The organism is Afipia sp. DC4300-2b1, assembly GCF_049895725.1.
GTDB classification, from domain to species: domain Bacteria; phylum Pseudomonadota; class Alphaproteobacteria; order Rhizobiales; family Xanthobacteraceae; genus Afipia; species Afipia broomeae.
Map to the genome: position 1 here is coordinate 702,416 of NZ_JAFCSX010000001.1, position 24,125 is coordinate 726,540.

Consider the following 24,125-nt stretch of genomic DNA (forward strand, 5'->3'; position numbering starts at 1 on the left):
TGCTATAATCGGCCGATCTCGAACCGAACAATCGGGCGTCTAGCCATTGCTTGATCGAACGCAGCATGACAGCGACGACGATGCCGAAGCCGGTGCGCCGCCACTTGCGCCGGTTGCCGACGCGCCGTCGGAAGCCGGAGCCGTGCGCCGGCGCTGGAGTCCGGTTGATCTGATCAAGCGCGCCGGACGCTATCTCACCGCGCTGACCTTCTCGAGCCTCACACGCCGCATCGTGGTCCTCAACCTGATCGGCCTGTTCGCGATGCTGGCCGGCATTCTCTATCTGTCGCAATTCCGCGCCGGCCTGATCGACGCGCGCGCGCAGAGCCTGCTGGTGCAGGCCGAAATCATCTCCGGCGCGATCGCGGCCTCGGCCACGGTCGAGACCAACGCCATCACCGTCGATCCCGAGCGCCTGCTCGATCTGAAGCCCGGCGAAACCTACGGCCCGACCGACGAGACCCTCAGCAACATCGATTTCCCGATCAATCCCGAACGCGTCGCGCCGGTGCTGCGGCGGCTGATTTCGCCGACCAAGACCCGCGCGCGGATTTACGATCGCGAGGGCGTGCTGGTGCTCGACAGCCGCAATCTTTACGGCCGCGGCGACGTGATGCGCTTCGAACTGGCGCCGCCCAATGCGGAAAAGCCGGGCTTCGCCGAAAAGACCATGATCGCGATCCGCACTTGGCTCAACCGCGGCGACCTGCCCCTGTACCGCGAACTCGGACCGGAAAACGGCAACGGCTATCAGGAAGTCCAGCAGGCGCTCGACGGCCGCAAGGGCAGCATGGTGCGGATCAACGACCGCGGCGAAGTGATCGTCTCGGTGTCGGTGCCGGTGCAGCGCTTCCGTGCGGTGCACGGCGCGCTGATGCTCTCGACCCAGGGCGATGACATCGACCAGTTGGTGACCAACGAGCGGCTCGCGATCCTCAAGGTGTTCGGCATAGCGTCGGGCGTGATGATCCTGCTGTCGCTGCTGCTCGCCTCGACCATCGCCGGCCCGATGCGCCGTCTCGCCGACAGCGCCGAGCGCGTCCGCCGCCGCATCAAGACCCGTGTCGAAATTCCGGACTTCACCTCGCGCGGCGACGAGATCGGCCATCTGTCGCGGGCGCTGCGCGACATGACCGACGCGCTGTACAACCGCATTGAAGGCATCGAGCGTTTCGCCGCCGACGTCGCGCACGAACTGAAGAACCCGCTGACCTCGATGCGCTCGGCGGTCGAGACGCTTCCGCTGGCGCGCTCCGACGACAGCCGCTCGCGGCTGCTGGCCGTGATCGAGCACGACGTGCGCCGGCTCGACCGCCTGATCTCCGACATTTCCGACGCCAGCCGGCTCGACGCCGAGTTGCAGCGGCAGGATGTGGAGCCGGTCGACATCCGCCGCCTGCTCAACACGCTGGTCTCGGTCGCCAATGAGACCCAGCACGGCACCGACGTCACGGTCGAAGCGCGCTTCGAGGGCAAGCCCAACGACAGCTTCTCGGTGCCGGGACATGACTCGCGGCTCGGACAGGTGATTTCGAATCTTTTGAGCAACGCGCAGTCGTTCTCGCGTCCGGGCAGCAAGGTGCGCATCGTCTGCCGCCGCCTCAAATCCGAAATCGAGATCGTGATCGACGACGACGGCACCGGCATCCGGCCCGGCGCACTCGAGAAAATCTTCGAGCGCTTCTACACCGACCGCCCGCATCAGGGTTTTGGACAGAATTCCGGTCTCGGCCTGTCGATCTCCAAGCAGATCGTGGAAGCCCACGGCGGGCGCATCTGGGCGGAAAACCGCGCCGGTCCGCTCGACGCCGAAGGCGATGCCCGGATCGTTGGCGCACGCTTCACGGTCCGGCTGCCCGCCATATGACCGCTGGCAGCGACCCAAGCATCCATGCCTCGGCAGTCCTGGTCGGCGACCGCGCGGTCCTGATTCGCGGGCCCTCGGGCTCCGGCAAGTCCCGGCTGGCGTTCGACCTGATCCTCGCCGGCCGCGCAGGACTGCTACCCGCCGTCACTTTGATCGGCGACGACCGGGTCCGCCTGACGGACCACGGCAGCCGGCTGATTGTGCGCGGCGTGCCCGAACTGGCGGGAATGATCGAAATTCGCGGGCTTGGAATCAGGACCATCGGCTTTGCCGCCGAAGCGCCCGTGGGGCTGGTGGTGGACCTCGACGCCGCCGACGCTGAGCGCCTGCCGCCGCCGGAAGCCCTCAAAACCCTGGTTTCCGGGCTGGAAATCCCGCGAATCCCGGTGGCACGGGGGTATGGCGCTCTGCCCTTGGTTCTGGCATTCCTTACGACAGTTTAAGGTTTCAAAAGCGAACTCGCGACCTTAGGCTGATTGCTGGCGGCGGTTTGGTCGCCATATAACCCAGACCCCGCCACTGAAGACGACCCGCGCGGACACCTTTTTTAAGGGGGTACGCGGCAACATCCCCCCTTGCGCCGGGGCTCTGGATGGTCAACATGTGGCCCTTTCGTGCGGTGCATCAAAAAGCGCCCGCGAGGAGTTTTGGATGATTGGTCTAGTACTGGTGACCCACGGGCGTCTTGCCGACGAGTTCAAGGCTGCCCTTGAACACGTGATGGGTCCGCAAAAACAAATCGAGTCGATTACGATTGGCGCCGAAGACGATGCCGATCTGTGTCGCAGCGATATTATCGAAGCCGTCAAGCGCGTGGACAGCGGCGATGGCGTTGCGATTCTCACCGACATGTTCGGCGGCACGCCGTCGAACCTCGCGATCTCCTGTATGAGCCGTCCCAAGGTCGAAGTACTGGCCGGCATCAACCTGCCGATGCTGGTCAAGCTCGCCAAGGTGCGCGACGACAAGCCGCTGCCCGACGCGATCGCCGCCGCTCAGGAAGCCGGCCGCAAATACGTGACGATCGCCAGCCGTGTGCTCGCCGGGAAATGAGCGCCACGCCGGAGCATACGTCTTCGTCAGCCGGCGTTATCGTCCGAGAACTTCCCATCATTAACAAGCGCGGCCTTCATGCCCGCGCCTCCGCGAAATTCGTGCAGACGGCGGAAAAGTTCGACGCCGAACTCACTGTCACGCGCAACGGCGAAAGCGTCGGCGGCACATCGATCATGGGCCTGATGATGCTCTCTGCCGGGATCGGCACCACCATCACCGTGGCGGCGAGCGGCCGCGAAGCCGAGGCGGCGATCAACGCCATCACCGAACTGCTCGCCAACAAGTTCGGCGAAGAAGAAGCGGGCTAGAGGGTTCCCGCCGTCATCCTGAGGCGCGAGCACTTGCGAGCCTCGAAGGACGACGGCGATAACAAGTCCCGTCATTCAACGCTCTCATCCTTCGAGGCTCGCCGTCAGTACGGCTCGCACCTCAGGATGACGTTGCAATCTACTTGTCGTCCTCTTCGTCAGGCCGCTCCGGACCCACGATCCAGATCTTCCACTTCACCGCCGGACCCGCCTTGCCGTGGAAGTAGCGCCGCGAGGTGAGATCGAGGCGCTCCGCGTTCGGCGCGTTCTCCGCCATCCAGGCTTCGCACTTGTTCAGCTCGAGATCCTTGGTGTCGCAGATGCCGATGAAGCCGCGCTGCTTCGCCTCCTCCAGACTGGTCAGGCCCGAGGCCCAGACCTCCCGCGGGGTCAGCGGCGCCGGATGATCGGGACTGTAGAAGGTCAGCGGCTCGCCGATTTCCGTGGTGCCTGCGACCACGGCCCAGCGCCTGTTAAACCGCGCGCGCCAGGCTTCGGTCAGTTGCATCGCAAATTCGGACTTGGGCGCGAACGGAACGCCGGCATCGCCGTCGCGCCGCACGGTCTGCGCCGCGATGATCGGCGAGATCAGCAGCATCACGAGGGTGAACCCCAGCCACATCAGCATCAGCCGGATCAGCGCCATCTGCGTGACGCGCAGCGTCGGCAGCGCAATCAGCGCCAGCGGCACCAGGAAGAACAGCGAGATTCCCCAGTCGGTCTTCATGTAGATGCCGAACGCCACAGCGGCGATCGGCGGCACCAGCGCGACAATGATCTGGATGATCCAGATATTGCGCGCCTGCGTGAGGAACACGCCGGAGTTGGGACCGCGCACCCATGGACGCCTTGCCGAGGCGATGAACTCGCCGATAAATCCTCTCCGCCGCAGCGACCTCCACCATTGCAGCTTCCACGCCAGCGCAATGGCTGCGAAGCTCACGGGAAGCAGCAGCAGGCCGAGATTGTGCGCAAGATAGATCGACGCCAGCCGCAGCGTGGTGCCGAAGGTCCGCCCGCCATACACATCGTCGGCATAGATCAGCGGCAGGAAATCCGCCTGCTTCAGCCACCACAGATGCGGCAGCAGGCCGGCGAAGCATGCGGCGAACGCCGCCCACGGCGCGGGTGAGCGCCAAAAACGCATCCGGTCCGGATGGAGCAGCGATGCGAGCCCCGCAGCGCCGATCATGGTCAGTACCCAGTATTTGGTCATCAGCGCCAGCGCGGCGGCGAGTCCGAGCCAGATGCCCGACATCACCGTGCGCTTCTGAAACGCCTCGAGATAGGCCAGCACGAACAGCGGCAGCGTCACCAGTTGCAGCAGATCGGGATTGTACTTGAAGCCCTTGAAGGTGAAGACCGGATAGAGCGCCAGCATCGCCACCGTGAACATCGCGCGGCGATGATCGACCACGCGCACCGCGATCAGCCAGCAGATCACAAGGCCCGTGCCGGCGACCGTCATCGCCAGCGCATAGGTCGCCCAGTCGGTGACGGGAAAAATCCTGAACCAGACGCCCGCGACCCATCCCGCCAGCGGCGGATGCTTGCCGTAGCCGAGCAGGAATTTCTGGCCCCAGGCGTAAGCCTCCGCGACATCCATATGGACATCCTGCGCGGCCTTCAGCGCGGTGAGGATGATGGTCCAGAGCAGCGCATGCACCACCGCAAAGCCGATGACGAATCTGAGCGACGTTGCCGGATCGTGGGCGACTGCCGCGATCCACGCCGCCACGCGGCGCGTGACCGGCACGTGGCGCAGGCGCGCCTTCTGCCGGGATCGCAGTCCGGTGCGCGGGCCGGGGTTTTTCCCGGTTCTGCGCCCGGTTTCGGTCGAGGAAGCATCGGACATCGCGGTCAACCTGTGTCGGAACTGGCTCGTTGCGCTGGCTTGTTGCTACCAGTGCCGGGAGATTGCGGCAAGGATCGCACGGAGCGCCGCGAACAGCAGGAAATCCGCGCCAATCCGCTGGAAGTCCGCGTTCCGCCGCCCAATTCAGTTGCCGCAAAGGGGCGCGAATGCTATCCCGCGCCCATGACAACGACCCCTATTTCCAACGTCCGCAACTTCTCCATCGTCGCCCATATCGACCATGGCAAGTCCACTCTCGCCGACCGGCTTATCCAGACCACCGGCGGACTGGAGGCGCGCGAGATGAAGGAGCAGGTGCTCGATTCGATGGACATCGAGCGTGAGCGCGGCATCACCATCAAGGCGCAGACTGTTCGCCTCAACTACAAGGCCAAGGACGGCAACACCTACATCTTCAACCTGATGGACACGCCCGGCCACGTCGACTTCGCCTACGAGGTTTCGCGTTCGCTGGCCGCGTGCGAAGGCGCGCTGCTGGTGGTCGACGCCTCGCAGGGCGTGGAAGCGCAGACGCTCGCCAACGTCTATCACGCGCTCGACGCCAATCTCGAAATCGTGCCGGTGCTGAACAAGGTCGATCTGCCCGCCGCGGAGCCCGAACAGGTGAAGCAGCAGATCGAGGACGTGATCGGCATCGATGCCTCCGAGGCGGTGATGATCTCGGCGAAGACCGGCCTCGGCATTCCCGACGTGCTGGAAGCCATCGTCACCCGCCTGCCGCCGCCGAAGGGCGACCGCGACGCGACGCTGAAGGCGCTGCTGGTCGATAGCTGGTACGACGTTTACCTCGGCGTCGTGGTTCTGGTGCGCGTGGTCGATGGCGTCCTGAAGAAGGGCCAGCGCGTGCGCATGATGGGCACGGGCGCGGCTTACGACGTCGAGCGTGTCGGCTACTTCACGCCGAAGATGGTCAATGTCGACGAACTCGGCCCCGGCGAAATCGGCTTCATCACCGCGGCGATCAAGGAAGTCGCCGATACCCGCGTCGGCGACACCATCACCGACGACCGCAAGCCGATCACCGAAATGCTGCCGGGCTTCAAGCCTGCCGTGCCGGTGGTTTTCTGCGGCCTGTTTCCGGTCGATGCCGACGACTTCGAGACGCTGCGCGCGGCGATGGGCAAGCTGCGGCTCAATGACGCAAGTTTCTCGTTCGAAATGGAGACCAGCGCTGCATTGGGCTTCGGCTTCCGCTGCGGCTTCCTCGGCCTGCTGCATCTGGAAATCATCCAGGAGCGCCTCTCCCGCGAGTTCAATCTCAACCTGATCGCGACCGCCCCAAGCGTCATCTACAAGATGCACCTCAACAACGGCAGCGAGATCGAGATTCACAATCCGATCGACATGCCGGACGTGACGCAGATCAAGGAAATCGAGGAGCCGTGGATCGAGGCCACCATCCTCACACCGGACGACTATCTCGGCAGCGTGCTCAAGCTCTGTCAGGAGCGCCGCGGCAACCAGAAGGAACTCACCTACGTCGGCGCCCGCGCCATGGTAAAATACGAACTGCCGCTCAATGAAGTGGTGTTCGATTTCTATGACCGTCTGAAGTCCGTCTCGAAGGGCTATGCCTCGTTCGACTATCACCTGACCGACTACAAGCCGGCCGATCTCGTGAAGATGCAGATTCTCGTCAACAACGAACCGGTGGACGCGCTCTCCATGCTGGTCCATCGCACCCGCGCCGAAGGCCGCGGTCGCGCCATGGTCGAGAAAATGAAGGAGTTGATCCCGCCGCACATGTTCCAGATCCCGATCCAGGCGGCGATCGGCGGCAAGGTGATCGCGCGCGAAACTGTCCGCGCGCTGCGCAAGGACGTGACCGCGAAGTGCTACGGCGGCGACATCACGCGCAAGCGCAAGCTTCTGGAGAAGCAGAAGGAAGGCAAGAAGAAGATGCGGCAGTTCGGCAAGGTCGACATCCCGCAGGAAGCCTTCATTGCCGCGCTGAAGGTGGATAGCTGAGGGTTAGACGGCGATCATACCCTTCGGGTCGTCCCCGCGAAGGCGGGGACCCATAGCCCCTAACGTCGGTATTTGGCTTGGAGCTTCCTTCGCTGCGGAACAGGTGCTTTCACAGACACCGTGAAAGTGGTTTCATATCGGCGCAACGGGTCGCGTCATGCCCCGCCCTCAGAATTTTTCGATCTTCTTGCCGTTCTTGTCGACCAGACTCGAAAATTTCTCGCGGAACACGATGTCGTGCGGCTTCACGGTGAACCTGTTGCCCTTCATGAACTCGTACAGCGCGCGCACCGGCGCGGTGGTCGGGCCCTGTTTGATAAAATCGTCCGTCGTGAAGCAGGAATCGTTGTTGGCCTTCAGATAGTCGGTGAAGCTTCCGCTGACGACGCCGACCTTCTTCTGCAACTTGTATGACAACTGCCGCCTGAACATCTTGGGCATCAGCACCTTGCCCCTGTCCCTGGCTGGCTGAGCCGGTCCGTGCGGACGAAACACCAGCTTCGGATCGAACTTGCCGGTGTCAGCCGAGTAGTCCTTCCAGACGCGGCCCTTGGCTTTGGCCTTGCTCAAGATATCGAGATAGGACTGGATCTCTTCTTCTTCCATCGAGGAGTAGAATGTCGGATACGCCCAGCCTTGTTCGGCGAGCCACAGGTTGATGTCGGTCTTGTATCCGGTGCCGACCCGGATGTTGGCGACGAAACGTCCGTAGGTGTCGATCACCTCGAACGGCTTGTCGATCAACGAGACCACCTGACACTTGATCGGGCTGCCGAAGCCGGACAGTTTCTTCGCCAGCGCGACCGTCGCGGTTTCCGCCCAGTATTGCCGCCGCGGCTGTTTGTTTTCGAGATTGAATTTTTCGCGCTTGGCGGCGGAAACGCCGGTGCTCTTCTTGAGTGGCCCCGCGCGATAATGCAGTTCGGGGGCATCGATCCCTTGCAGCCGGACAGTGATCCGGCCTTGCGTGTCGATCACCTCCTTGTTGCTGGCGCCGCGCGCGAACGCCCCGAAATACGCCTTGGTCTTCTTGAAGGTCTTGCCGTCAGCGGCGTAGGCAAACGAGTTGCTTCCGACCGTGACCTTGACCTTCGTTGTATCGGCGTCGGAATCGCCATCGGGCCAGAATTGATCGAGGTCGATTGTCCCCATCACGCGCAACAGGCCCGGCATGCGTCCCTCCCCGCTTTTTTCTGGAGCCGCACCTTATCAAATCACAGCGACACGCGGAATACGGCGGCTCACTGTCACAATCGGTGTCACAAATGGGGGATGAAACGCTTCCTCACTGCGGCGCATACGGCGTCGCGCATCGCCGTTCATCGCCCGTTCAAGTCGAATCTGGCGGGTGCGTGATCGAGAGAAAGGCGCGAGCCGCTTGACTCTTCGCGCCCGTCCATCGACGGTGCGCGTGATCGAATTTTCAACCATCGGAGACAGTGATGGCAGCGTCCTACAAGTTTGAAATCTACAAAGACAAATCCGGCGAATTCCGCTTTCGCTTCCGCGCCCCGAACGGCGAGAAGATGTTCGCCTCGGAAGGCTATTCCAACAAGGCGTCCGCCAAGAGCACGATCAAGTCGATCGTCAAGCATGTCGCCAAGGCCGAGATCGACGACGTCTCGAAGGCCGGGAAGACGAAGGACAAGCCTGCGAAGAAAAAGAAGAAGTCCAAGAAGAAGTGATTTTCAGCGATCATCGCAAGGAAAACCCCGGCTCAAAGCCGGGGTTTTTCATTTGCAGCGGTCCGCGCCGAGAACCGGGATCACGCCACGCGGACGCTTGCACCGCTGATGGTCGCGTTGCGCTGGGCCTGCAACAGCGCGGTGATCTCGGCGTTCGGCCGGGCGCGGCTGAACAGGAAGCCTTGTCCCTCATGACAGCCTTCCGCACGCAGGCAGGCGAGTTCGCATTCGGTCTCGACGCCTTCCGCGGTGATCGTCACGCCAAGGCCCATGCCGAGCGAGATGATCGAGCGGACGATCGCCTGCGCGTCCTGATTGGAGCCGAGATCGCGAACGAATGAGCGGTCGATCTTGATCTTGTCGAACGGGAAGCTGCGCAGATAGCTCAGCGACGAATATCCGGTGCCGAAATCGTCCATCGAAATCCGCACGCCGAGCGCGCGCAGCGCATGCAGCGTGGCCAGCACCTGATCGCTCTTTTCGAGCAGCAGGGTTTCGGTGATCTCAAGCTCAAGCCGCTTCGGCGACAGGCCCGATGTTTTCAGCGCGTCCATCACCACCGATAGAAGGTTACCGACACGGAATTGCAGCGGCGACAGGTTGACGGCGACGCGCACGTCGTCCGGCCATTGCGCCGCGTCCATGCAGGCGCGCCGCAGCATCAGGCCGCCGACCGCGTTGATCAGGCCGGTTTCTTCCGCGACCGGAATGAATTCCACCGGCGGAATCATGCCGCGGTCCGGGTCCGGCCAGCGCACCAGCGCCTCGAAGCCGGTGATCCGTCCGGTCTTGAGATCCACCAGCGGCTGGTAGTGAGGCTGCAGGATGTTGCTCTCGATCGCCGCGCGCAGGTCGATTTCGATGCGGCGGCGGGTCTGGGCGCGGGCGTCCATTTCCGATTCGAAGAAACTGAACGTGCCGTGACCCTCGCTCTTGGCGCGCGACAGCGCCATGTCGGCATTCTTGAGCAGTTTCTCGGCATCGTCGCCGTCGCCCGGCGCAATCGCAATGCCGATGCTGGCGCCGCTGACGATGGTGTGGCCGTCGAACAGATAGGGCTCGCTGATGGCGTCGATCAGGCGCCGGGCCAGAAACGCGACATCCTCGGGCCGCGACGCACCGGCCTGCACGATGGCGAATTCGTCGGAGCCGAGGCGCGCGATCGCGTCTTCCTCGCGCAGGGAGGAGCGCAGTCGCTTGGTCACACCCTTGAGCAGCTTGTCGCCGATGGCATGGCCCAGCGTGTCGTTAATGGCCTTGAAGTTGTCGAGGTCGAGAAACAGCACCGCGACCTTGTCGCCGCTGCGGCGGGTATGCGCCAGCAGTTCATCGAGCCGCTGCCGCAGCAGGATGCGGTTCGGCAATCCGGTGAGGCCGTCATGCTGCGCCATGAAGGCGAGCCGCGCTTCGGCGCGCTTGCGCTCGGTAATGTCCATCAGCGCCAGCAGCACCGCGGGCTTGCCTTCGAACGTCAGCATGCGCGAATAGATCGCGACATCGATCAGCGATCCGTCGGCCTTGACGTGCTTCCAGGTTCGCGCCGCGCGCTCCTCGGTGGTCTGGTCGCCGGTCCAGGGCGCGGCATGATCGAAGGCCTGCACGTCGGATATCTTCAGTTTCTCGAAGTCCTCGCGCGCGTATCCATAATGCGCGACCGCCGCGTCATTGACGCTGATGATGCGCTCGTTGTCCTGGGCACAGACAATCATCGGTACGGGATTGCCGTCGAACAGCAGGCGGAACGAGGCTTCGCGCTGTTTCAGTTCGGTGATGTCGACGCGCAGCCCGATCACGCCGCCGTCGCCGGTCAGGCGTTCCTCGATCAGGATACAGCGGCCGTCGGACAGGGTTTGTTCGTGGCGATGACCGGGATGATAAAGCTTCTCGAGCCGCTCGTTGATCCATTCATCCTCGCGCCCGATCGCGTCCGGATAGTCGCCACGCGCCACGCCCTCCTTCAGGGTGTCACGCAACATCGCGCCCTCTTCAAAGAGGTCGGCGCTCTTGTTGTAGATCTCGGCGTACTTCTTGTTCCAGAGGATGTACCGCCCCTCGGCATCGAGAAACACGATGCCTTGCGGAAGAATATCGATCGCCTCGCGCAAACGCGCGTTGGAGCGCGCCGCATCCGCGATCGCCGCCTCGGCTTCCGCGCGCTTGCGCACGATTTCGCCGATCTCGGAGATCTTGCGGCCCTTGGGTGACAGCTTCGGCACGGCCTTGGGCCGGCGAACCGACAACCTTCCCCGCGTGAGTGCTGACTTACCGGTTCTGTTTTTTGGTTTTGGCCGATTGATCGGCATCTGCCCCGCGTCCCTTGCATTCTGCGAGCGCAGTTTTGCTATAAGTGTCTGAAAAATTGGTATCCTTTAGCGGACCACCTGAAGCTGATGCCACCTATGCGATGGCCCTTGGAGTGCTTAATTGCGAGGCGTTCACAGTGGCAGGTCACACCAGATAAGGCTCGCATGATCGTTTCTCCCCCGCGATCATGACACTACTTCGGCTTCGATGCGCCATCTGCACAACAAATATTCGCACGCATGGCATTTCGCTCCAATTTGCGTCAGTCTCCGGCATGGCTAATGCCCGGTTAAGAATCGCGCCGCCTCGTCGCCGGGCCCGCTGTCCGCTATAAGAGAGTCATGATCCGATTCCGTCTGATTCCCGCGCTCGCTCTGATGTCGGCTGTTCTCGCGGTGACAGTCCCGGCACAGGCGCAGGACAAGGGCAGCGTCAATCCCAAGCCGCTTCCGCCGCTGGCCAATCCCAACGATCCCAACGTCGCCGCCAAGGAACTGTTCGGCCGCAAGCTGCAGCCGGCTGCGCTCGCGCCGCAAGCCATCGGCTTTTACGCCAAAGGATGTATCGCCGGCGCGGTCGCGTTGCCGATCAGCGGATCGGCGTGGCAAGTCATGCGGCTGTCGCGCAACCGCAACTGGGGACACCCTGATCTCATTGCTTTGCTCGAAAGAGTAGCCGTCAAAGCGCAAAAGACGGCGGGCTGGCCGGGACTTCTGGTCGGCGACATGTCCCAGCCGCGCGGTGGGCCGATGTTCACCGGGCACGCAAGCCACCAGATCGGCCTCGATGCCGACATCTGGCTGACGCCGATGCCGAACCGGCAGCTCTCCCGCGAGGAACGCGAGGAAACATCCGCCGTGATGATGGTGCGGAAAGATCGCCTCGACATCGATCCGGCTACATGGACGCCGACACATCTTCCCGTGATCCGCGCTGCCGCTCAGGAGCCGCAGGTGGAGCGCATCTTCGTCAACGCCGCGATCAAGAAGGCGCTGTGCCGGGAAGCGAAGGGCGACCGGAGCTGGCTGTCGAAGGTGCGCCCGATGTACGGGCACGACTACCATTTTCACATCCGCATGAAGTGTCCGGCGGGCAGCACGAATTGTGAAGCACAGACGCCGCCCGCCGACGGTGAGGGTTGCAGCGCAGGCGACCTGGCCTACTGGTTCAGCGACGCGGTGCTGCATCCAAAGCCGCCGCCGGTTCCGCCCAAACCGAAGCCGCCGCTCACACTCGCAAACCTGCCGTCCGAATGCCGGCAGGTTCTTCAGGCTCCGGACGCAAAATAGCCCGAGCGCGTAACCGGGGAGCGATCCGGGACTTTACGCAGCGACCACGCCTGATATTGTCCCGGCGAACGATGCCTTGGCATGCTGCGCGCTGCCGGGGTTGCCGGAACGGCGCTTCCGCTTGTCGTCAGATGATTTGATCAAAGCCGGCTTGCGCGCATTGTTGCGCGCGCCCCGCTATGGAGCGCCCAAATGACCTTTATGTCCCGTTTTCTCGTTGTGACCGCGCTTGTCTGCGCGCCGCTGTTCTCGATGGCTTATGCGCAGGACGCGAAGCCGGCGGGCGCACCACCGGCGGCCGTGCAGGACAAGACCCTCACCGTGTTCGCCGCCGCTTCGATGAAGAACGCGCTCGACGAGGCCAACGCCGCCTACACAGCCAAGACCGGCGTTAAAGTGGTCTCCAGTTATGCTGCAAGCTCCGCGCTCGCCAAGCAGCTCGAGCAGGGCGCGCCGGCGGATATCTTCATCTCGGCCGACACTGACTGGATGGATTACTCCGCAGGAAAGAAGACCATCAGCGACACGTCGCGGATCAACCTGCTCGGCAACAAGATCGTGCTGATCGTTCCGAAAGATTCCAAGCTCACGACGGTTACAATCGGTCAGGGCTTCGATCTCGCCAAGCTCGCAGGCGACGGCAGGATCGCCACCGGTGACGTCAAGGCCGTGCCGGTCGGCAAATACGCCAAGGCTGCGCTGGAAAAGCTCGGTGCGTGGCAGGCCGCTGAGCCGAAATTCGCCATGGCTGAAAGCGTGCGCGCCGCACTCGCATTGGTCGCGCGCGGCGAAGCCAATCTCGGCATCGTGTATGAGACCGATGCCAAGGTCGAACCCGGCGTGAAGATCATCGGCGCCTTCCCGCCGGATTCGCATCCGGCGATCATCTATCCGGTGGCGGCGACGGCAGGCGCGAAGGCAGACGCAACGCCCTATCTCGCGTTCCTTCGTTCGGCCGCGGCGAAGTCGATCTTCGAAAAGTACGGCTTCACCTTCCTGATCAAGCCGACGTCGTAACAACCCGCCGTGTCCGAACTCTCCGCCGAAGAATGGACGGCGATCCTGCTCTCATTGCGGGTCGCCGCCGTCGCCACACTGGTCGCCACGCCACTCGGCATCGCCGTGGCGTGGCTTCTGGCGCGGCGGAACTTCTGGGGCAAGGCGGCGCTGGATGCGCTGATCTATCTGCCGCTGGTGCTGCCGCCTGTCGTCACCGGCTATCTGCTGCTGCTGACCTTCGGACGTAAAGGCTTGGTCGGCGCGTGGCTTGCCGACACACTCGGTATCGTGTTCGCATTCCGCTGGACCGGCGCGGCGCTTGCCTGCGGCGTGATGTCGTTTCCGCTGCTGGTACGGCCCATCCGGCTGTCCATCGAGGCGGTGGACCGCAAGCTCGAACAGGCGGCCAGCACGCTCGGCGCTGCGCCCTGGCGCGTGTTCCTGACCGTCACACTGCCGCTTGCGTTGCCAGGAATCCTGGCCGGCATGGTGCTCGGCTTCGCCAAGGCCATCGGCGAATTCGGCGCGACGATTACATTCGTCTCCAACATTCCCGGCGAAACGCAAACCATCTCGGCGGCGATCTATTCGCTGACCCAGACGCCGGACGGCGATACGGCTGCGCTGCGGCTTGTGATCGTATCGATCGCAATTGCCATGGCCGCACTGATCGCGTCTGAAATTCTTGCGCGTCGCGCGACGGCGCGGCTGCACGGTTATTGATATGCTGCTCGTCGATATTGAAAAGCAACTTGGCGATTTCAGGCTTGAAACATCCTTCACAAGCGATGGGCTGGTCACCGGGCTGTTCGGCAATTCCGGCGCCGGCAAGACCTCGATCATCAACATGATCGCCGGGCTGGTGACGCCCGATCGCGGCCGCATCGTGCTCTACGGGAAAACGCTCGACGATACGGCTTTGTACATGCACATTCCTCCGCACCGGCGGCGGATCGGTTATGTGTTTCAGGACGCGCGGCTGTTTCCGCATCTCGATGTCATGCAGAATCTCGACTACGGGCGCCGCATGAATGGCCTCGACCGCGACGCGGCCGCTGAGAAACACACCGTCGATCTGCTCGACATCGGACATCTGCTCACTCGGCGCCCCGCCCAACTCTCCGGCGGTGAGCGCCAGCGTGTGGCGCTCGGCCGCGCCCTGCTCGCGAAACCGCGCCTGCTGCTGCTCGACGAACCGCTCGGCTCGCTCGACGAGGAACGGAAAGCGGAGATCCTTCCCTACTTCGCCCGGCTGCGCGATGAAGCCAGCGTGCCGATGGTATTTGTCAGCCACGATGCCGGCGAGATGCGGCGGGTGGCGACGAATGTGGTGATGCTCAAGCGCGGCAAGGTGGTCGCCAGTGGCGGCGTCGAGGTTTTGCCCGCGACTGCCTGAGGTTTCTACTTCAGCGTCGTGATCGCCTTTGCGAGATAATCCAGTCCTGCGAGCAACGGCGGTCCGCCGCACAGCGTGTAGCGTTCGGGGAGGTCGATCCGCCTGTTCGCCCCATAGCGCGTCAGCAGCGCCGGATGGGTGATGAACAGCGCACCCTGATCCTGGGCCTCACGCGGCGGGTCCTGCAACACCAGCACATCCGGTCCGTCAGTGAGCAAGTGCTCAAGCGATACGAATCCGCCCTGCTCCGCAGCCATGAAGCCGCCGGCTCCGCCAGCGGCCCGTTGCGGCGGCCGCAATCCCGCGATGGAGAGCATACCGGAAGCCAGACTGGCTGGACCTTCCCGGTAGCCTTCGCGCTGAATGACCAGCGCCGTCAGCGGCGGCTTCAGGGCAACCGCCGACAATCTCGCCTCGGCCTGTTCGATCTGGCGCGCCAGCGCCTCGCCGCGCTCGGGATAGCCGACAAGCTTTCCCACCTCGATGGCCTGACGGCGCGCATCGGCGAGATTGCGGATGAGTTCGACGTCCACGACGCGAATGCCCATCGCGCTGAGCATTGCATGGATCGGGCGATGGCTGGGTCCGCCGAGCACCAGATCAGGCGCGAGGTTCACGACCGATTCCGCATCCCAATCCAGCCGGGGAAACGCCGCGGCCCTGTCCGTCATCACCGACAGAAGCGGATTGACCGCATAGGGCGACAATCCGGCAATCTGGGCCGGGTCGGCCAGCGCGAGCAGCAACTGATCGGCGCAGAGATTGAAGGATACGATGCGCTTCGGCGGCCCGTCCGCACGCGTGTTCTGCACGGAGCCGCAAAACACCGCGAGCGGGACCAAAATACTCATGGCCGCGAAGATGGTTTTCTTGATCATGACAGCCTGTTATGCCACGCCAATCGGATTGCGTCAGCGGCCCTTCCTGCTGCGGAGATATGCCGGAACAAGATGAAGAGCGATAGCCGAGGCGATATTCAGGGACCCGTGCTGACCGCGACGCTCGCCATTCTGGTGGCGGTGCTGTTCGTGCTGTCGCTGATGACCGGGCCTGCGTCCTTTTCGCCGCGTACGGTCATTGCAGCATTGTTTTCCGATCAGGGCGTGGCGTCGATTATCGTCCGCGATATCCGTTTGCCGAGAACATTGCTGGCGATGCTGATCGGCGCCACGTTTGGACTGGCCGGCGCGTCGTTGCAGGGCCTGCTGCGCAATCCGCTCGCCGAACCGTCGCTGTTCGGCGCGCCGCAGGCGGCAGCAGCGGCCGCCGCGGCAATCATGGCGTTCGGTCTGGCCAACGCGCTGTCGCTGGCGGTGCCGCTCGCCGGCATCGCCGGCGCACTTCTTTCGGTTGGAGCGCTGGTCGCCATCGCCGGACGCCGGGCGTCGCTGACCGTGACTCTTCTGGCGGGCCTCGCGCTCGCCAGTCTCGCGGGCGCGGCCATCGCCCTCATTCTCAATCTCGCGCCCAATCCGTACATCGCACTGGAGATCGCGTTCTGGCTACTCGGCTCGCTGCGCGATCGCAGCATGGAGCACGTCTGGCTTGCCGCACCGTTTATGATCGTGAGCTGGTTTGTGCTGGCGTATAACGCGAAGGCGTTTCGCGCGCTGACGCTCGGTGAAGACGCCGCTGCCTCGCTCGGCGTCAATGTCGAGCGCACGCGCGTGCTGGTGGTGATCGGTGTCGCGCTCGGCGTCGGCGCTGCTGTTTCCGTTGCAGGCGCGATCTCGTTCGTGGGACTGGTCGCGCCGCATCTGGTGCGGCGGTTCTATGGATCGGATCCTGCGCGCGTACTGCTGCCGGCGTCACTGGCGGGCGCGGCGCTGCTGATGGCGGCGGATATCGCGGTGCGCCTGATCCCCGCCGTCATTGAAATCAAGATCGGCGTGGTGACGGCGCTGATCGGGGTACCGTTCTTCCTAGCGATGATCTTCCATGAACGCCGTGCATTGGAGGACAGCACGCAATGAAGACAAACAATGCGCCGCGCCTTGTCTCCTCCGGTATCACGGTTGTCCGTGGTTCGCGCCGGATCGTGGACACTGCCGATCTGACCTTGAATGCCGGCGAATTCACAATTCTCGCCGGACCCAACGGCGCCGGCAAAACCACACTGGCGCGCGCCATGGCCGGCGTGATGCGAACCGAGGGCTCAACCGCATTCGATGGCGTCAGCCTGCGTCACATGCAGCCCCGCGCTCGCGCGCGTGCGATCTCCTATCTGCCGCAGGGACATGAATTCCATTGGCCGATGCGGGTGGACAGCATCGTTGCGCTCGGACGCGAACCCCATGCGGACCCGTTCTCGCAGACCTCCATCAAGGATCGCATCGCCATCGAGCGCGCCATCGAGGCAACCGCCGTCGGCGAGTTTTCTTCGCGGCTGATTACGACACTGTCAGGCGGGGAACGGGCGCGCGTCGCGATTGCGCGGGCACTCGCCACCGAGGCGTCGGTCTTGATCGCAGACGAGCCGACGACCTCACTGGATGAGCGCCACCAATTGATCGTCATGGATCTGCTTCAGCGGATCGCCCATGGCGGCACCGCCGTGCTTGCGATCATTCACGATCTCGCCTTGGCAATGCGGTTCGCCGATCGCGTGGTCATCATGAATGAGGGCCGCATCGTCGCCAACGATACCCCGCAGCTTGCACTGACGCCTGATCGCATTGCGGAGATCTTCGGCATCTCGGTGAACCGCGTCGAGACGCCGGACGGGCCGCTGCTGTTGCCATCCCGCGCACTTTAAACAGGCTCAGCTCCCGAGCAGCCGGGTCCCGATCCGCGACAGCTTGCGTCTGGCGGCAGCGGTGCGGCTCAGTTCAGGGGCCGGCGGCTCCTCATCCTCCGGCAGCCGGAGCCCGACCACGTTCACCCGGTTGCCGCCGATGCTCCGCGCCACCAGTACAATGGAATCGAGCGGCAAGGTCGCGCCGACGCGGGGCGCATGATCGAGATGAATGTCGAAATAATCCGCCAGTGTCAGATGCGCGTCGCCGGGGGCGATGGTGACGCCGTAAATATCGGCAACATCCTTGAGGGTCACGTCACCAGGCATCATGAAGTCGCCGAGCAGATGCGGGTCCGGCGCTGGCACCACCGGCATGTCGACAAAGAAGCGATCCAGCGCCTCGGCCTTCTCCGGCGGTGCGAGCAGATAGAGATAGTCACCCTTGACCACCGGTTCGGCCTCGGTCGGCGATAGAATTTTCTCGTCGCGGATCACCAGCGTCGGCTTCGACCATGACGGGATCAGCCCGCGCTTCAGAAACAGGCTGTTGGCGCGAACCGGATAACCCACAAGCTGCTGTTCGAGCTGTCCCGGCAGATCGAGTTCGACGCGCCGGGGCCCGCGATCAGCCCGCGGCAACGCCACATGCAGGCGACGCGCCGCCGCAGCGAGGGTCCAGCCTTGCAGCAGCAGCGAAATAATGACAACCACGAAGGCGACGTCGAAATACACCTGCGCGTTCGGCAGCCCGACCAGCATCGGGATCGAGGCCAGAAAGATCGCGACCGCGCCGCGCAGGCCGACCCAGGCGATGAAAGTCCTTTCGCGCCAGTTGAACGGGAACGGCGCGAGGCAAAGAAACACCGCGACCGGCCGCGCCACCAGCATCAGCACCAGTGCGACCGCGACAGCCGGCAGCACGGTCGCCAGGGTTCGCTCGGGTGAAACCAGGAGACCGAGCAGCACGAACATCACGATCTGCGCCAGCCATGTCGCGGCGTCGAGAAATGCCACGACGGAATTGTGCGCGCGGGTCGGACGGTTTCCGATGATCATGCCGGCGAGATAGACGGCGAGGAATCCCGACGCGTGCGAGATCTGGGACACCCCGAAAATGACCAGCGCGGCTGTCGTCACGAAGGGGGCGTGCAAACCCTGCGGCAGCGAGATGCGATTCAGCGCCAGGACCACAAGCCAGCCGCCGACAGCACCGAAGAGCACGCCCAGCGCGCTCTCGCGCACGAACTGAAGCGCAATGTGCGCCGCCGAACTCTGCCCGATCGACAGGAACTCCACCAGCATCAGCGTCAGGAAGACCGCGAACGGATCGTTGGTGCCGGATTCCACCTCAAGGGTCGCGCCGACGCGCGGGCGCAGACGAAGACCCTGGCTGTGCACCAGCAGGAACACCGCTGCCGCGTCGGTGGAGCCCACCACAGCGCCAACCAGCAGCGCCTCTGCCCAGCCGATCCCGAGTGCATATTTGGCAACGGGCGCCGTGATCAGCGCCGTTACCAGCACGCCGAAGGTCGCCAGAGCGGCCGACGGCGCCAGCACCGCGCGGATGCTCTGGAAACGGGTCTTGAGGCCGCCATCGAACAGGATCAGCGCCAGCGCCACCGACCCGACCAGATAGGTCGACTGCACGTCGTCGAAGCGGATGCCGCCGGGTCCGCTGTCGCCTGCGAGAATACCGACAAAAAGGAAGACCAGCAGCAACGGAGCGCCGAAGCGCAGCGCGAGCAGGCTCGAGAGGATGCCCGCCATCACGAGAACCGAGCCGAGCAGAATGGCAATGCTGACCGAGTCGAGAGATGCCATTAGCTGTGTATGTCTCCTAAAATGTCTGCAAATCCATGAATATAGTCGCAGCCGCCTGCCGCCAACCGATTTGTCGCTGTCATCACGATTGTGCCGGATTTGCTGGTGTTAAGTCGGCCGTGCGCGGAATTCTCACACGCCCGTAGCGGCGGAATATGGGAATCTGTCGATGTTATCGAATCAGGATCGAAGCTGGGGCAGGCGAACCGGCCTGCCTCCTTTTGAGGTGAGTTGCCCATGGAATGGGATGATATCCAGCAGGCGTTACAGGCCAGCGTCAAATCTGCCGAGGCCTATCTGATCTCGCCCTGGTTCTACATGCAGGCTGGCATCATTCTGGCCGCTGCGGGCCTGTCGCTGGCCCTCGCCAGCTTCTTGCGTGCGCGGGTCAGTCCGACATCGCTGGCGATGGGTCTGCCGGCGCCGCTGCGTGCGCTGATCCGCATCCTGATGAACCGGGCCGATGCGATCATCTTCGCGCTGCTGACCAGCATCGCCCGCGCAGTCGTTGTGAAAACCGAAGTTCTCCGACACGGCTACCTGCTCTCCACCGCGGCCAGCCTCGCGACAGCATGGGTCATCATTCGTCTTGCCACCGGATTGATCCGCAACGAGTTCGTGGTCCGTGCGGTGTCCGTCACCGCCTGGATCGTCGCGGCTCTTAGCATTATCGGGAAGCTGGATGACGTGTCGGCCGCGCTGGATTCGGTATCCATCCCGCTCGGCGCGCTGCGGGTCACTCCATTGCTGATCCTGAAGGTCGTGGTGTCACTCGGCATCGCGCTCTGGCTGGTCAACATCCTCGGCAACTTCCTCGAAGCCCGGATTTCGCGCTCGCGCGATCTCACGCCGTCGGTTCAGGTTCTTCTGATCAAGATCGTTCGCCTGCTGCTGATGGTCGCCGCATTCGCAGTGGTCATGAGCGCAGCGGGCATCGACCTGTCCGCCTTTGCGCTGTTTTCCGGCGCCATCGGCGTCGGTCTCGGCTTCGGCTTGCAGAAGATCGTCGCCAATTTCATCAGCGGCGTGATCCTGCTGGCGGACAAGTCGGTGAAGCCCGGCGACCTCATTACCATCGGCGACAGTTCGGGAAAAATCAGCGCGATGAATACGCGCTATATTTCCGTCGCAGCGGGTGACGGCCGCGAAATCCTGATCCCGAATGAAGATCTGGTGACCCAGCGGGTGGTCAACTGGACCTACACCAACAAGAACATGCTGGTGAAGGTCAACTTCGCGACCAACTACGACGCCGATCCGACCCTCGTCTGCAAGCTCGCCGTCGATATCGCATCCAAGACGGCGAATGTTGCGACCTTCAAGGCGCCGAATTGCCTGCTGACGGAATTTGCCGAAACCGGCATGAAATTCTCGCTGACATTCTGGGTGGCCGATCTCGATGTCGGCGCCGACAATGTCCGCAGCGATGTGATGCTGAAGCTGTGGAACGCCTTCAAGAGCGAGAACATCCGCGTGCCGTATCCGGTGCGGGAAATCCGTATCCGCGGCGGCGCGCTGCCGGTCGAAACCGTCGTCGACGTGCAAAGCTAGACATCAATGCGTTTTGCCAGCGAACTGGTGCCGGCGACCCTGATCCGCCGCTACAAGCGTTTCCTCGCCGACGTCGAACTGGCCGACGGCACGGTAATTACCGCGCATGTCGCCAATCCCGGCGCCATGACCGGGCTTCAGGCCGAAGGCGCGCGGGTGTGGCTGTCGAAATCGCCGAGCCTTGCGCGCAAGCTGCCTTACTCCTGGGAACTGGTTGAGGCCGACTTCGGCGGCGGCCTTGAGCTGACCGGCGTCAACACCATGCATCCGAACCCGATCGTGGCCGAAGCACTCGCGGCCCGAGCGATTCCCGAGTTGACGGGTTACGCGACCATCCGCCGCGAGGTGAAGTACGGCCGCACCATCAACGGCAAGGGCTCACGCGTCGACTTCCTGCTGGAAGATCCCTCGCGTCCGCCCTGCTATGTCGAGGTCAAGAACGTGCATCTGATGCGGCGCGCCGGTATTGCCGAGTTCCCCGATTCGGTCACCGCGCGCGGCGCGAAGCATCTCGACGAGCTGGCGGAGATGGTCACCTCAGGCGCCCGCGCCGTGATGCTGTTCGTGATCCAGATCGGCTCGGCCCGCTCGTTCGCGCTGGCCCGCGACATCGATCCGGCCTATGCGCGCGCCTTCGACCGGGCCGGCACCGCTGGCGTCGAGGCTTTGGCATGGACGTGCGATCTCACACGCCACGACATCAGGCTTGGGCGTTCCGTTCCCATCGAGACCTGAAAACGGTCATAAATGCCCTGAAAACAGGGCTGGGCAGCCCGGCTGGTGCTGCGGCTTGCACTGCGGGCAGCATCCATTAAATTGGGCTGATGCACCCTCAATTTTCCTCGATTTCAAGCCAGATTCGCCCATGAACTATGTCGAAGCCACCGAAACCTCGCTGCGAAAGACCGGGCAGATCAAGCTGCACGGTCCCCAGGCGTTTGCCGGCATGCGCAAGGCGGGAGCGCTGGTCGCGCGATGTCTCGACGAACTGGCCACCATCGTCAGGCCGGGTATTTTCACCTCGCAGATCGACGATTTCGTCCGCAAGTTCGCTTTCGACCATAAGGCCTATCCCGCGACCCTGATGTATCGCGGCTATCGCTACTCGACCTGCACCTCGATCAACCACGTGGTCTGCCACGGCATGCCCGGTGATCGTCCGCTCAAGGAAGGCGATATCGTCAACGTGGACGTGACCATGATCGTCGACGGATGGTATGGCGACTCCAGCCGCATGTATGCCGTCGGCGAAATTTCACGCCGCGCGGAGCGGCTGATCGATGTCACCTATGAAGCGATGATGCGCGGCATTGCCGCCGTGAAGCCGGGCGCCACCACCGGCGACATCGGCCATGCGATCCAGAGTTTCGTCGAGCCGCAACAGATGAGCGTGGTGCGCGATTTCTGCGGCCATGGTCTCGGCCGGATGTTTCACGACGAGCCGAATATCATTCACATCGGCCGCCCCGGCGAGGGCGTGGAACTGAAGCCGGGCATGTTCTTCACCATCGAACCGATGATCAATCTCGGCAAGCCGCATGTGAAGGTGCTGTCCGACGGGTGGACCGCCGTGACCCGCGACCGCTCGCTGTCGGCGCAGTTCGAGCATTCGGTCGGCGTGACGCACGACGGCGTGGAAATCTTCACGCTCTCCCCCGGCAAGCTGGACAAGCCGCCTTACAGGGTCTGACGCTCTAGCTTCGCGCGGATGGACATATCCGCATTCAGCAGAGATTCTTGTGGAATAAACCCGGTTGCAAATGCAGCCGGGCGCGGCGATGCTTGCAGCATACTTGAGCACGCATTCCGCCATGCCCGCAAAATCCGACGGTCCGTCCTCGTCATCCGGCTTCTCCGAAGCGCCGCACTATCATGGCCATCGCGAGCGGCTGCGCGAGCGATTCCGCGAGGCGGGCGCCGATGCGCTGAGCGACTACGAGTTGCTGGAGATGGTGCTGTTTCGTGCGCTGCCGCGGCGTGACGTCAAACCGCTGGCGAAGGCGCTGATCGCGAAATTCGGATCGTTCGCCGAGGTGGTTCACGCGCCGGAGTTACGCCTGAAGGAAGTCAGCGGTCTCGGCGATTCGGCGATCACCGAGATTAAACTGATCGCTGCGACCGCGAGCCGGGTCGCCAAGGGCCGGATCAGCAAAGAGAAGACCGTGCTGTCGTCGTGGTCGAACGTGATCGAGTACTGCCGCGCGGCCATGGCCTTTGCCGACAAGGAGCAGTTCCGGATCCTGTTTCTCGACAAGCGCAATCAGTTGATCGCGGATGAATTGCAACAGATCGGAACTGTCGATCACACGCCGGTCTATCCGCGCGAAGTGGTCAAGCGCGCGCTGGAACTGTCGGCCACCGCGATCATTCTGGTGCACAACCATCCTTCCGGTGATCCAACGCCATCGACCGCCGACATCCAGATGACGAAATCGATCATGTCGATTTCGAGCCCGCTCGGGATCTCGGTGCACGATCACATCATCGTCGGCAAGAACGGCCACGCCAGCCTGAAGGGGATGCGGCTGATCTAAATCTACTGCCGCGTCAGCAGCAACGGATCGGCGCTGTCGGGAATGCGCCGCCACTGTGCATTGTCGTCGGCCTCGAAGCGCCAGATTTCGCCCTTTGCCGACTGCAGCAGCAGTTCGCCGCGCTCGATGCGCCATACGGTTGGCGCGAAAGCCGCCACCAGCGGGTCGCAGCGCGGCTTCAGGTACACCGCGAAATTCTCCGGCGTGTTCGTTTCAGTGTTGGTCAGCGTCAATCCGCAGATCGATTTGCCGCTGCCGCGCACCATCGCCCAGTCGCCAATGAGCTGGTCGGCGGATTTTGACAGGGCGCGCGCGGCTGCGAGATTCTGCAAAAGATACACGCCCTCGCCTTGCCGCAGGCCTTCGAAGATTCCGCTTTCGACCTCGGTCACGTCGATGACCGATTGCCCCGCCGCATCCTGCAGCCGCACGATGTCGAGGCCCTTCACACTCCACGCCACGATGCTCTTGGTGAAAGGCAACGCATTGCCGCACCCTTTATCGAGCTCCAGCTTCAGGCCTTGCGGTGTGGAATCGCTCTTCAGCGTCACAATGCAGGTCTTGTCGCGGCCCGCCGTCGAGAGCTCCCATTCTCCGACCATCTCCTTGGTGAGAGAACGAGCGTCCTGTGCCACTGCGTCCGATGCGATCATGAGAACTGCTGCCAATGCGAGCAGGCAAGCCCGCCCGATCAGCAGACGTCTCGTGAGTCCGGGCAGTGCGGCGCGGGACAT

At 63.3% G+C, this 24,125-nt stretch carries 22 protein-coding genes; 16 read left to right on the forward strand and 6 right to left on the reverse strand.

Annotated features, from left to right (window positions below; translation table 11 throughout):
* Positions 1-46: 46 nt before the first annotated feature.
* The 4 genes from ACP7AL_RS03520 (at position 47) to ACP7AL_RS03535 (ending at position 3,231) form a co-directional block, all read left to right on the forward strand.
* On the forward strand, positions 47-1,867 hold the full coding sequence (locus ACP7AL_RS03520; protein WP_425988914.1) for a stimulus-sensing domain-containing protein: 1,821 nt from the start codon (positions 47-49) through the stop codon (positions 1,865-1,867).
* Complete coding sequence (locus ACP7AL_RS03525) at positions 1,864-2,310, forward strand: HPr kinase/phosphorylase (RefSeq protein ID WP_425988917.1); 447 nt, start codon at positions 1,864-1,866, stop codon at positions 2,308-2,310. The genes ACP7AL_RS03520 and ACP7AL_RS03525 overlap by 4 nt, the downstream gene beginning before the upstream one ends.
* Before the next feature lie 208 nt (positions 2,311-2,518).
* Positions 2,519-2,920: a PTS sugar transporter subunit IIA gene (locus ACP7AL_RS03530; RefSeq protein WP_006022367.1), complete on the forward strand. Its 402-nt coding sequence runs from the start codon at positions 2,519-2,521 to the stop codon at positions 2,918-2,920.
* Positions 2,917-3,231 carry an HPr family phosphocarrier protein gene (locus ACP7AL_RS03535; RefSeq protein ID WP_006022368.1) on the forward strand — a complete coding sequence of 105 codons (315 nt, stop codon included), beginning with the start codon at positions 2,917-2,919 and terminating at the stop codon, positions 3,229-3,231. The genes ACP7AL_RS03530 and ACP7AL_RS03535 overlap by 4 nt, the downstream gene beginning before the upstream one ends.
* A gap of 139 nt (positions 3,232-3,370) precedes the next feature.
* Here ACP7AL_RS03535 and ACP7AL_RS03540 read toward each other — a convergent pair whose 3' ends face one another.
* The gene (locus ACP7AL_RS03540) at positions 3,371-5,086 is read right to left on the reverse strand and encodes a glycosyltransferase family 39 protein (protein WP_425988922.1); all 1,716 of its coding nucleotides are present in this window, start codon (positions 5,084-5,086) and stop codon (positions 3,371-3,373) included.
* A gap of 183 nt (positions 5,087-5,269) precedes the next feature.
* Between ACP7AL_RS03540 and lepA the strand changes: the two genes are divergently transcribed.
* Entirely contained in the window at positions 5,270-7,075 is a 1,806-nt protein-coding gene (gene lepA / locus ACP7AL_RS03545; protein WP_024920522.1) for a translation elongation factor 4, read from the forward strand.
* A 168-nt stretch (positions 7,076-7,243) separates the two neighbouring features.
* Here the strand turns inward: lepA and ACP7AL_RS03550 are convergent, their stop codons facing one another.
* Complete coding sequence (locus ACP7AL_RS03550; RefSeq protein ID WP_425988925.1) at positions 7,244-8,248, reverse strand: thermonuclease family protein; 1,005 nt, start codon at positions 8,246-8,248, stop codon at positions 7,244-7,246.
* Between the two features lie 269 nt (positions 8,249-8,517).
* Between ACP7AL_RS03550 and ACP7AL_RS03555 the strand changes: the two genes are divergently transcribed.
* Positions 8,518-8,760 (forward strand): YegP family protein, encoded by a 243-nt coding sequence (locus ACP7AL_RS03555; RefSeq protein WP_425988927.1) that lies wholly within the window; start codon positions 8,518-8,520, stop codon positions 8,758-8,760.
* An 80-nt stretch (positions 8,761-8,840) separates the two neighbouring features.
* Here ACP7AL_RS03555 and ACP7AL_RS03560 read toward each other — a convergent pair whose 3' ends face one another.
* The gene (locus ACP7AL_RS03560) at positions 8,841-11,063 is read right to left on the reverse strand and encodes a putative bifunctional diguanylate cyclase/phosphodiesterase (RefSeq protein ID WP_425988929.1); all 2,223 of its coding nucleotides are present in this window, start codon (positions 11,061-11,063) and stop codon (positions 8,841-8,843) included.
* A gap of 342 nt (positions 11,064-11,405) precedes the next feature.
* Here ACP7AL_RS03560 and mepA point away from each other — a divergent pair, with 342 nt between their 5' ends.
* From mepA to modC, 4 genes are all read left to right on the forward strand, one after another.
* Positions 11,406-12,353, forward strand: a complete 948-nt coding sequence (gene mepA, locus ACP7AL_RS03565; protein WP_425988932.1) for a penicillin-insensitive murein endopeptidase — start codon at positions 11,406-11,408, stop codon at positions 12,351-12,353.
* Between the two features lie 192 nt (positions 12,354-12,545).
* Positions 12,546-13,370 carry a molybdate ABC transporter substrate-binding protein gene (gene modA, locus ACP7AL_RS03570; protein ID WP_425988935.1) on the forward strand — a complete coding sequence of 275 codons (825 nt, stop codon included), beginning with the start codon at positions 12,546-12,548 and terminating at the stop codon, positions 13,368-13,370.
* A gap of 9 nt (positions 13,371-13,379) precedes the next feature.
* Entirely contained in the window at positions 13,380-14,075 is a 696-nt protein-coding gene (gene modB / locus ACP7AL_RS03575; RefSeq protein WP_425988938.1) for a molybdate ABC transporter permease subunit, read from the forward strand.
* 1 nt (position 14,076) lies between these two features.
* Positions 14,077-14,748: a molybdenum ABC transporter ATP-binding protein gene (gene modC, locus ACP7AL_RS03580; RefSeq protein WP_425988941.1), complete on the forward strand. Its 672-nt coding sequence runs from the start codon at positions 14,077-14,079 to the stop codon at positions 14,746-14,748.
* 5 nt (positions 14,749-14,753) lie between these two features.
* Here the strand turns inward: modC and ACP7AL_RS03585 are convergent, their stop codons facing one another.
* Positions 14,754-15,626 carry an ABC transporter substrate-binding protein gene (locus tag ACP7AL_RS03585; RefSeq protein WP_425988943.1) on the reverse strand — a complete coding sequence of 291 codons (873 nt, stop codon included), beginning with the start codon at positions 15,624-15,626 and terminating at the stop codon, positions 14,754-14,756.
* A gap of 72 nt (positions 15,627-15,698) precedes the next feature.
* Here ACP7AL_RS03585 and ACP7AL_RS03590 point away from each other — a divergent pair, with 72 nt between their 5' ends.
* Together ACP7AL_RS03590 and ACP7AL_RS03595 are read left to right on the forward strand one after the other, a co-directional pair.
* Positions 15,699-16,721, forward strand: a complete 1,023-nt coding sequence (locus ACP7AL_RS03590; protein ID WP_024920531.1) for a FecCD family ABC transporter permease — start codon at positions 15,699-15,701, stop codon at positions 16,719-16,721.
* Complete coding sequence (locus ACP7AL_RS03595) at positions 16,718-17,503, forward strand: ABC transporter ATP-binding protein (protein ID WP_425988946.1); 786 nt, start codon at positions 16,718-16,720, stop codon at positions 17,501-17,503. Before ACP7AL_RS03590 ends, ACP7AL_RS03595 begins: the two co-directional genes overlap by 4 nt.
* A gap of 6 nt (positions 17,504-17,509) precedes the next feature.
* On the opposite strand, the gene ACP7AL_RS03600 is transcribed toward ACP7AL_RS03595, so the two are convergent.
* Positions 17,510-19,306 (reverse strand): potassium/proton antiporter, encoded by a 1,797-nt coding sequence (locus ACP7AL_RS03600; RefSeq protein ID WP_425988948.1) that lies wholly within the window; start codon positions 19,304-19,306, stop codon positions 17,510-17,512.
* 237 nt (positions 19,307-19,543) lie between these two features.
* On the opposite strand from ACP7AL_RS03600, the gene ACP7AL_RS03605 reads away from it, so the two are divergent.
* From ACP7AL_RS03605 to radC, 4 genes are all read left to right on the forward strand, one after another.
* On the forward strand, positions 19,544-20,857 hold the full coding sequence (locus tag ACP7AL_RS03605) for a mechanosensitive ion channel family protein (RefSeq protein WP_425988951.1): 1,314 nt from the start codon (positions 19,544-19,546) through the stop codon (positions 20,855-20,857).
* Between the two features lie 6 nt (positions 20,858-20,863).
* Positions 20,864-21,592: a DNA/RNA nuclease SfsA gene (gene sfsA / locus ACP7AL_RS03610; RefSeq protein ID WP_425988953.1), complete on the forward strand. Its 729-nt coding sequence runs from the start codon at positions 20,864-20,866 to the stop codon at positions 21,590-21,592.
* A gap of 130 nt (positions 21,593-21,722) precedes the next feature.
* A complete protein-coding gene (map, locus tag ACP7AL_RS03615) occupies positions 21,723-22,547 on the forward strand; it encodes a type I methionyl aminopeptidase (protein ID WP_425988956.1) in 825 nt (274 codons plus the stop codon).
* A gap of 121 nt (positions 22,548-22,668) precedes the next feature.
* Complete coding sequence (gene radC, locus ACP7AL_RS03620) at positions 22,669-23,391, forward strand: RadC family protein (RefSeq protein WP_425988959.1); 723 nt, start codon at positions 22,669-22,671, stop codon at positions 23,389-23,391.
* Positions 23,392-23,393: 2 nt separating this feature from the next.
* On the opposite strand, the gene ACP7AL_RS03625 is transcribed toward radC, so the two are convergent.
* Positions 23,394-24,125 carry an AprI/Inh family metalloprotease inhibitor gene (locus ACP7AL_RS03625; protein ID WP_425988962.1) on the reverse strand — a complete coding sequence of 244 codons (732 nt, stop codon included), beginning with the start codon at positions 24,123-24,125 and terminating at the stop codon, positions 23,394-23,396.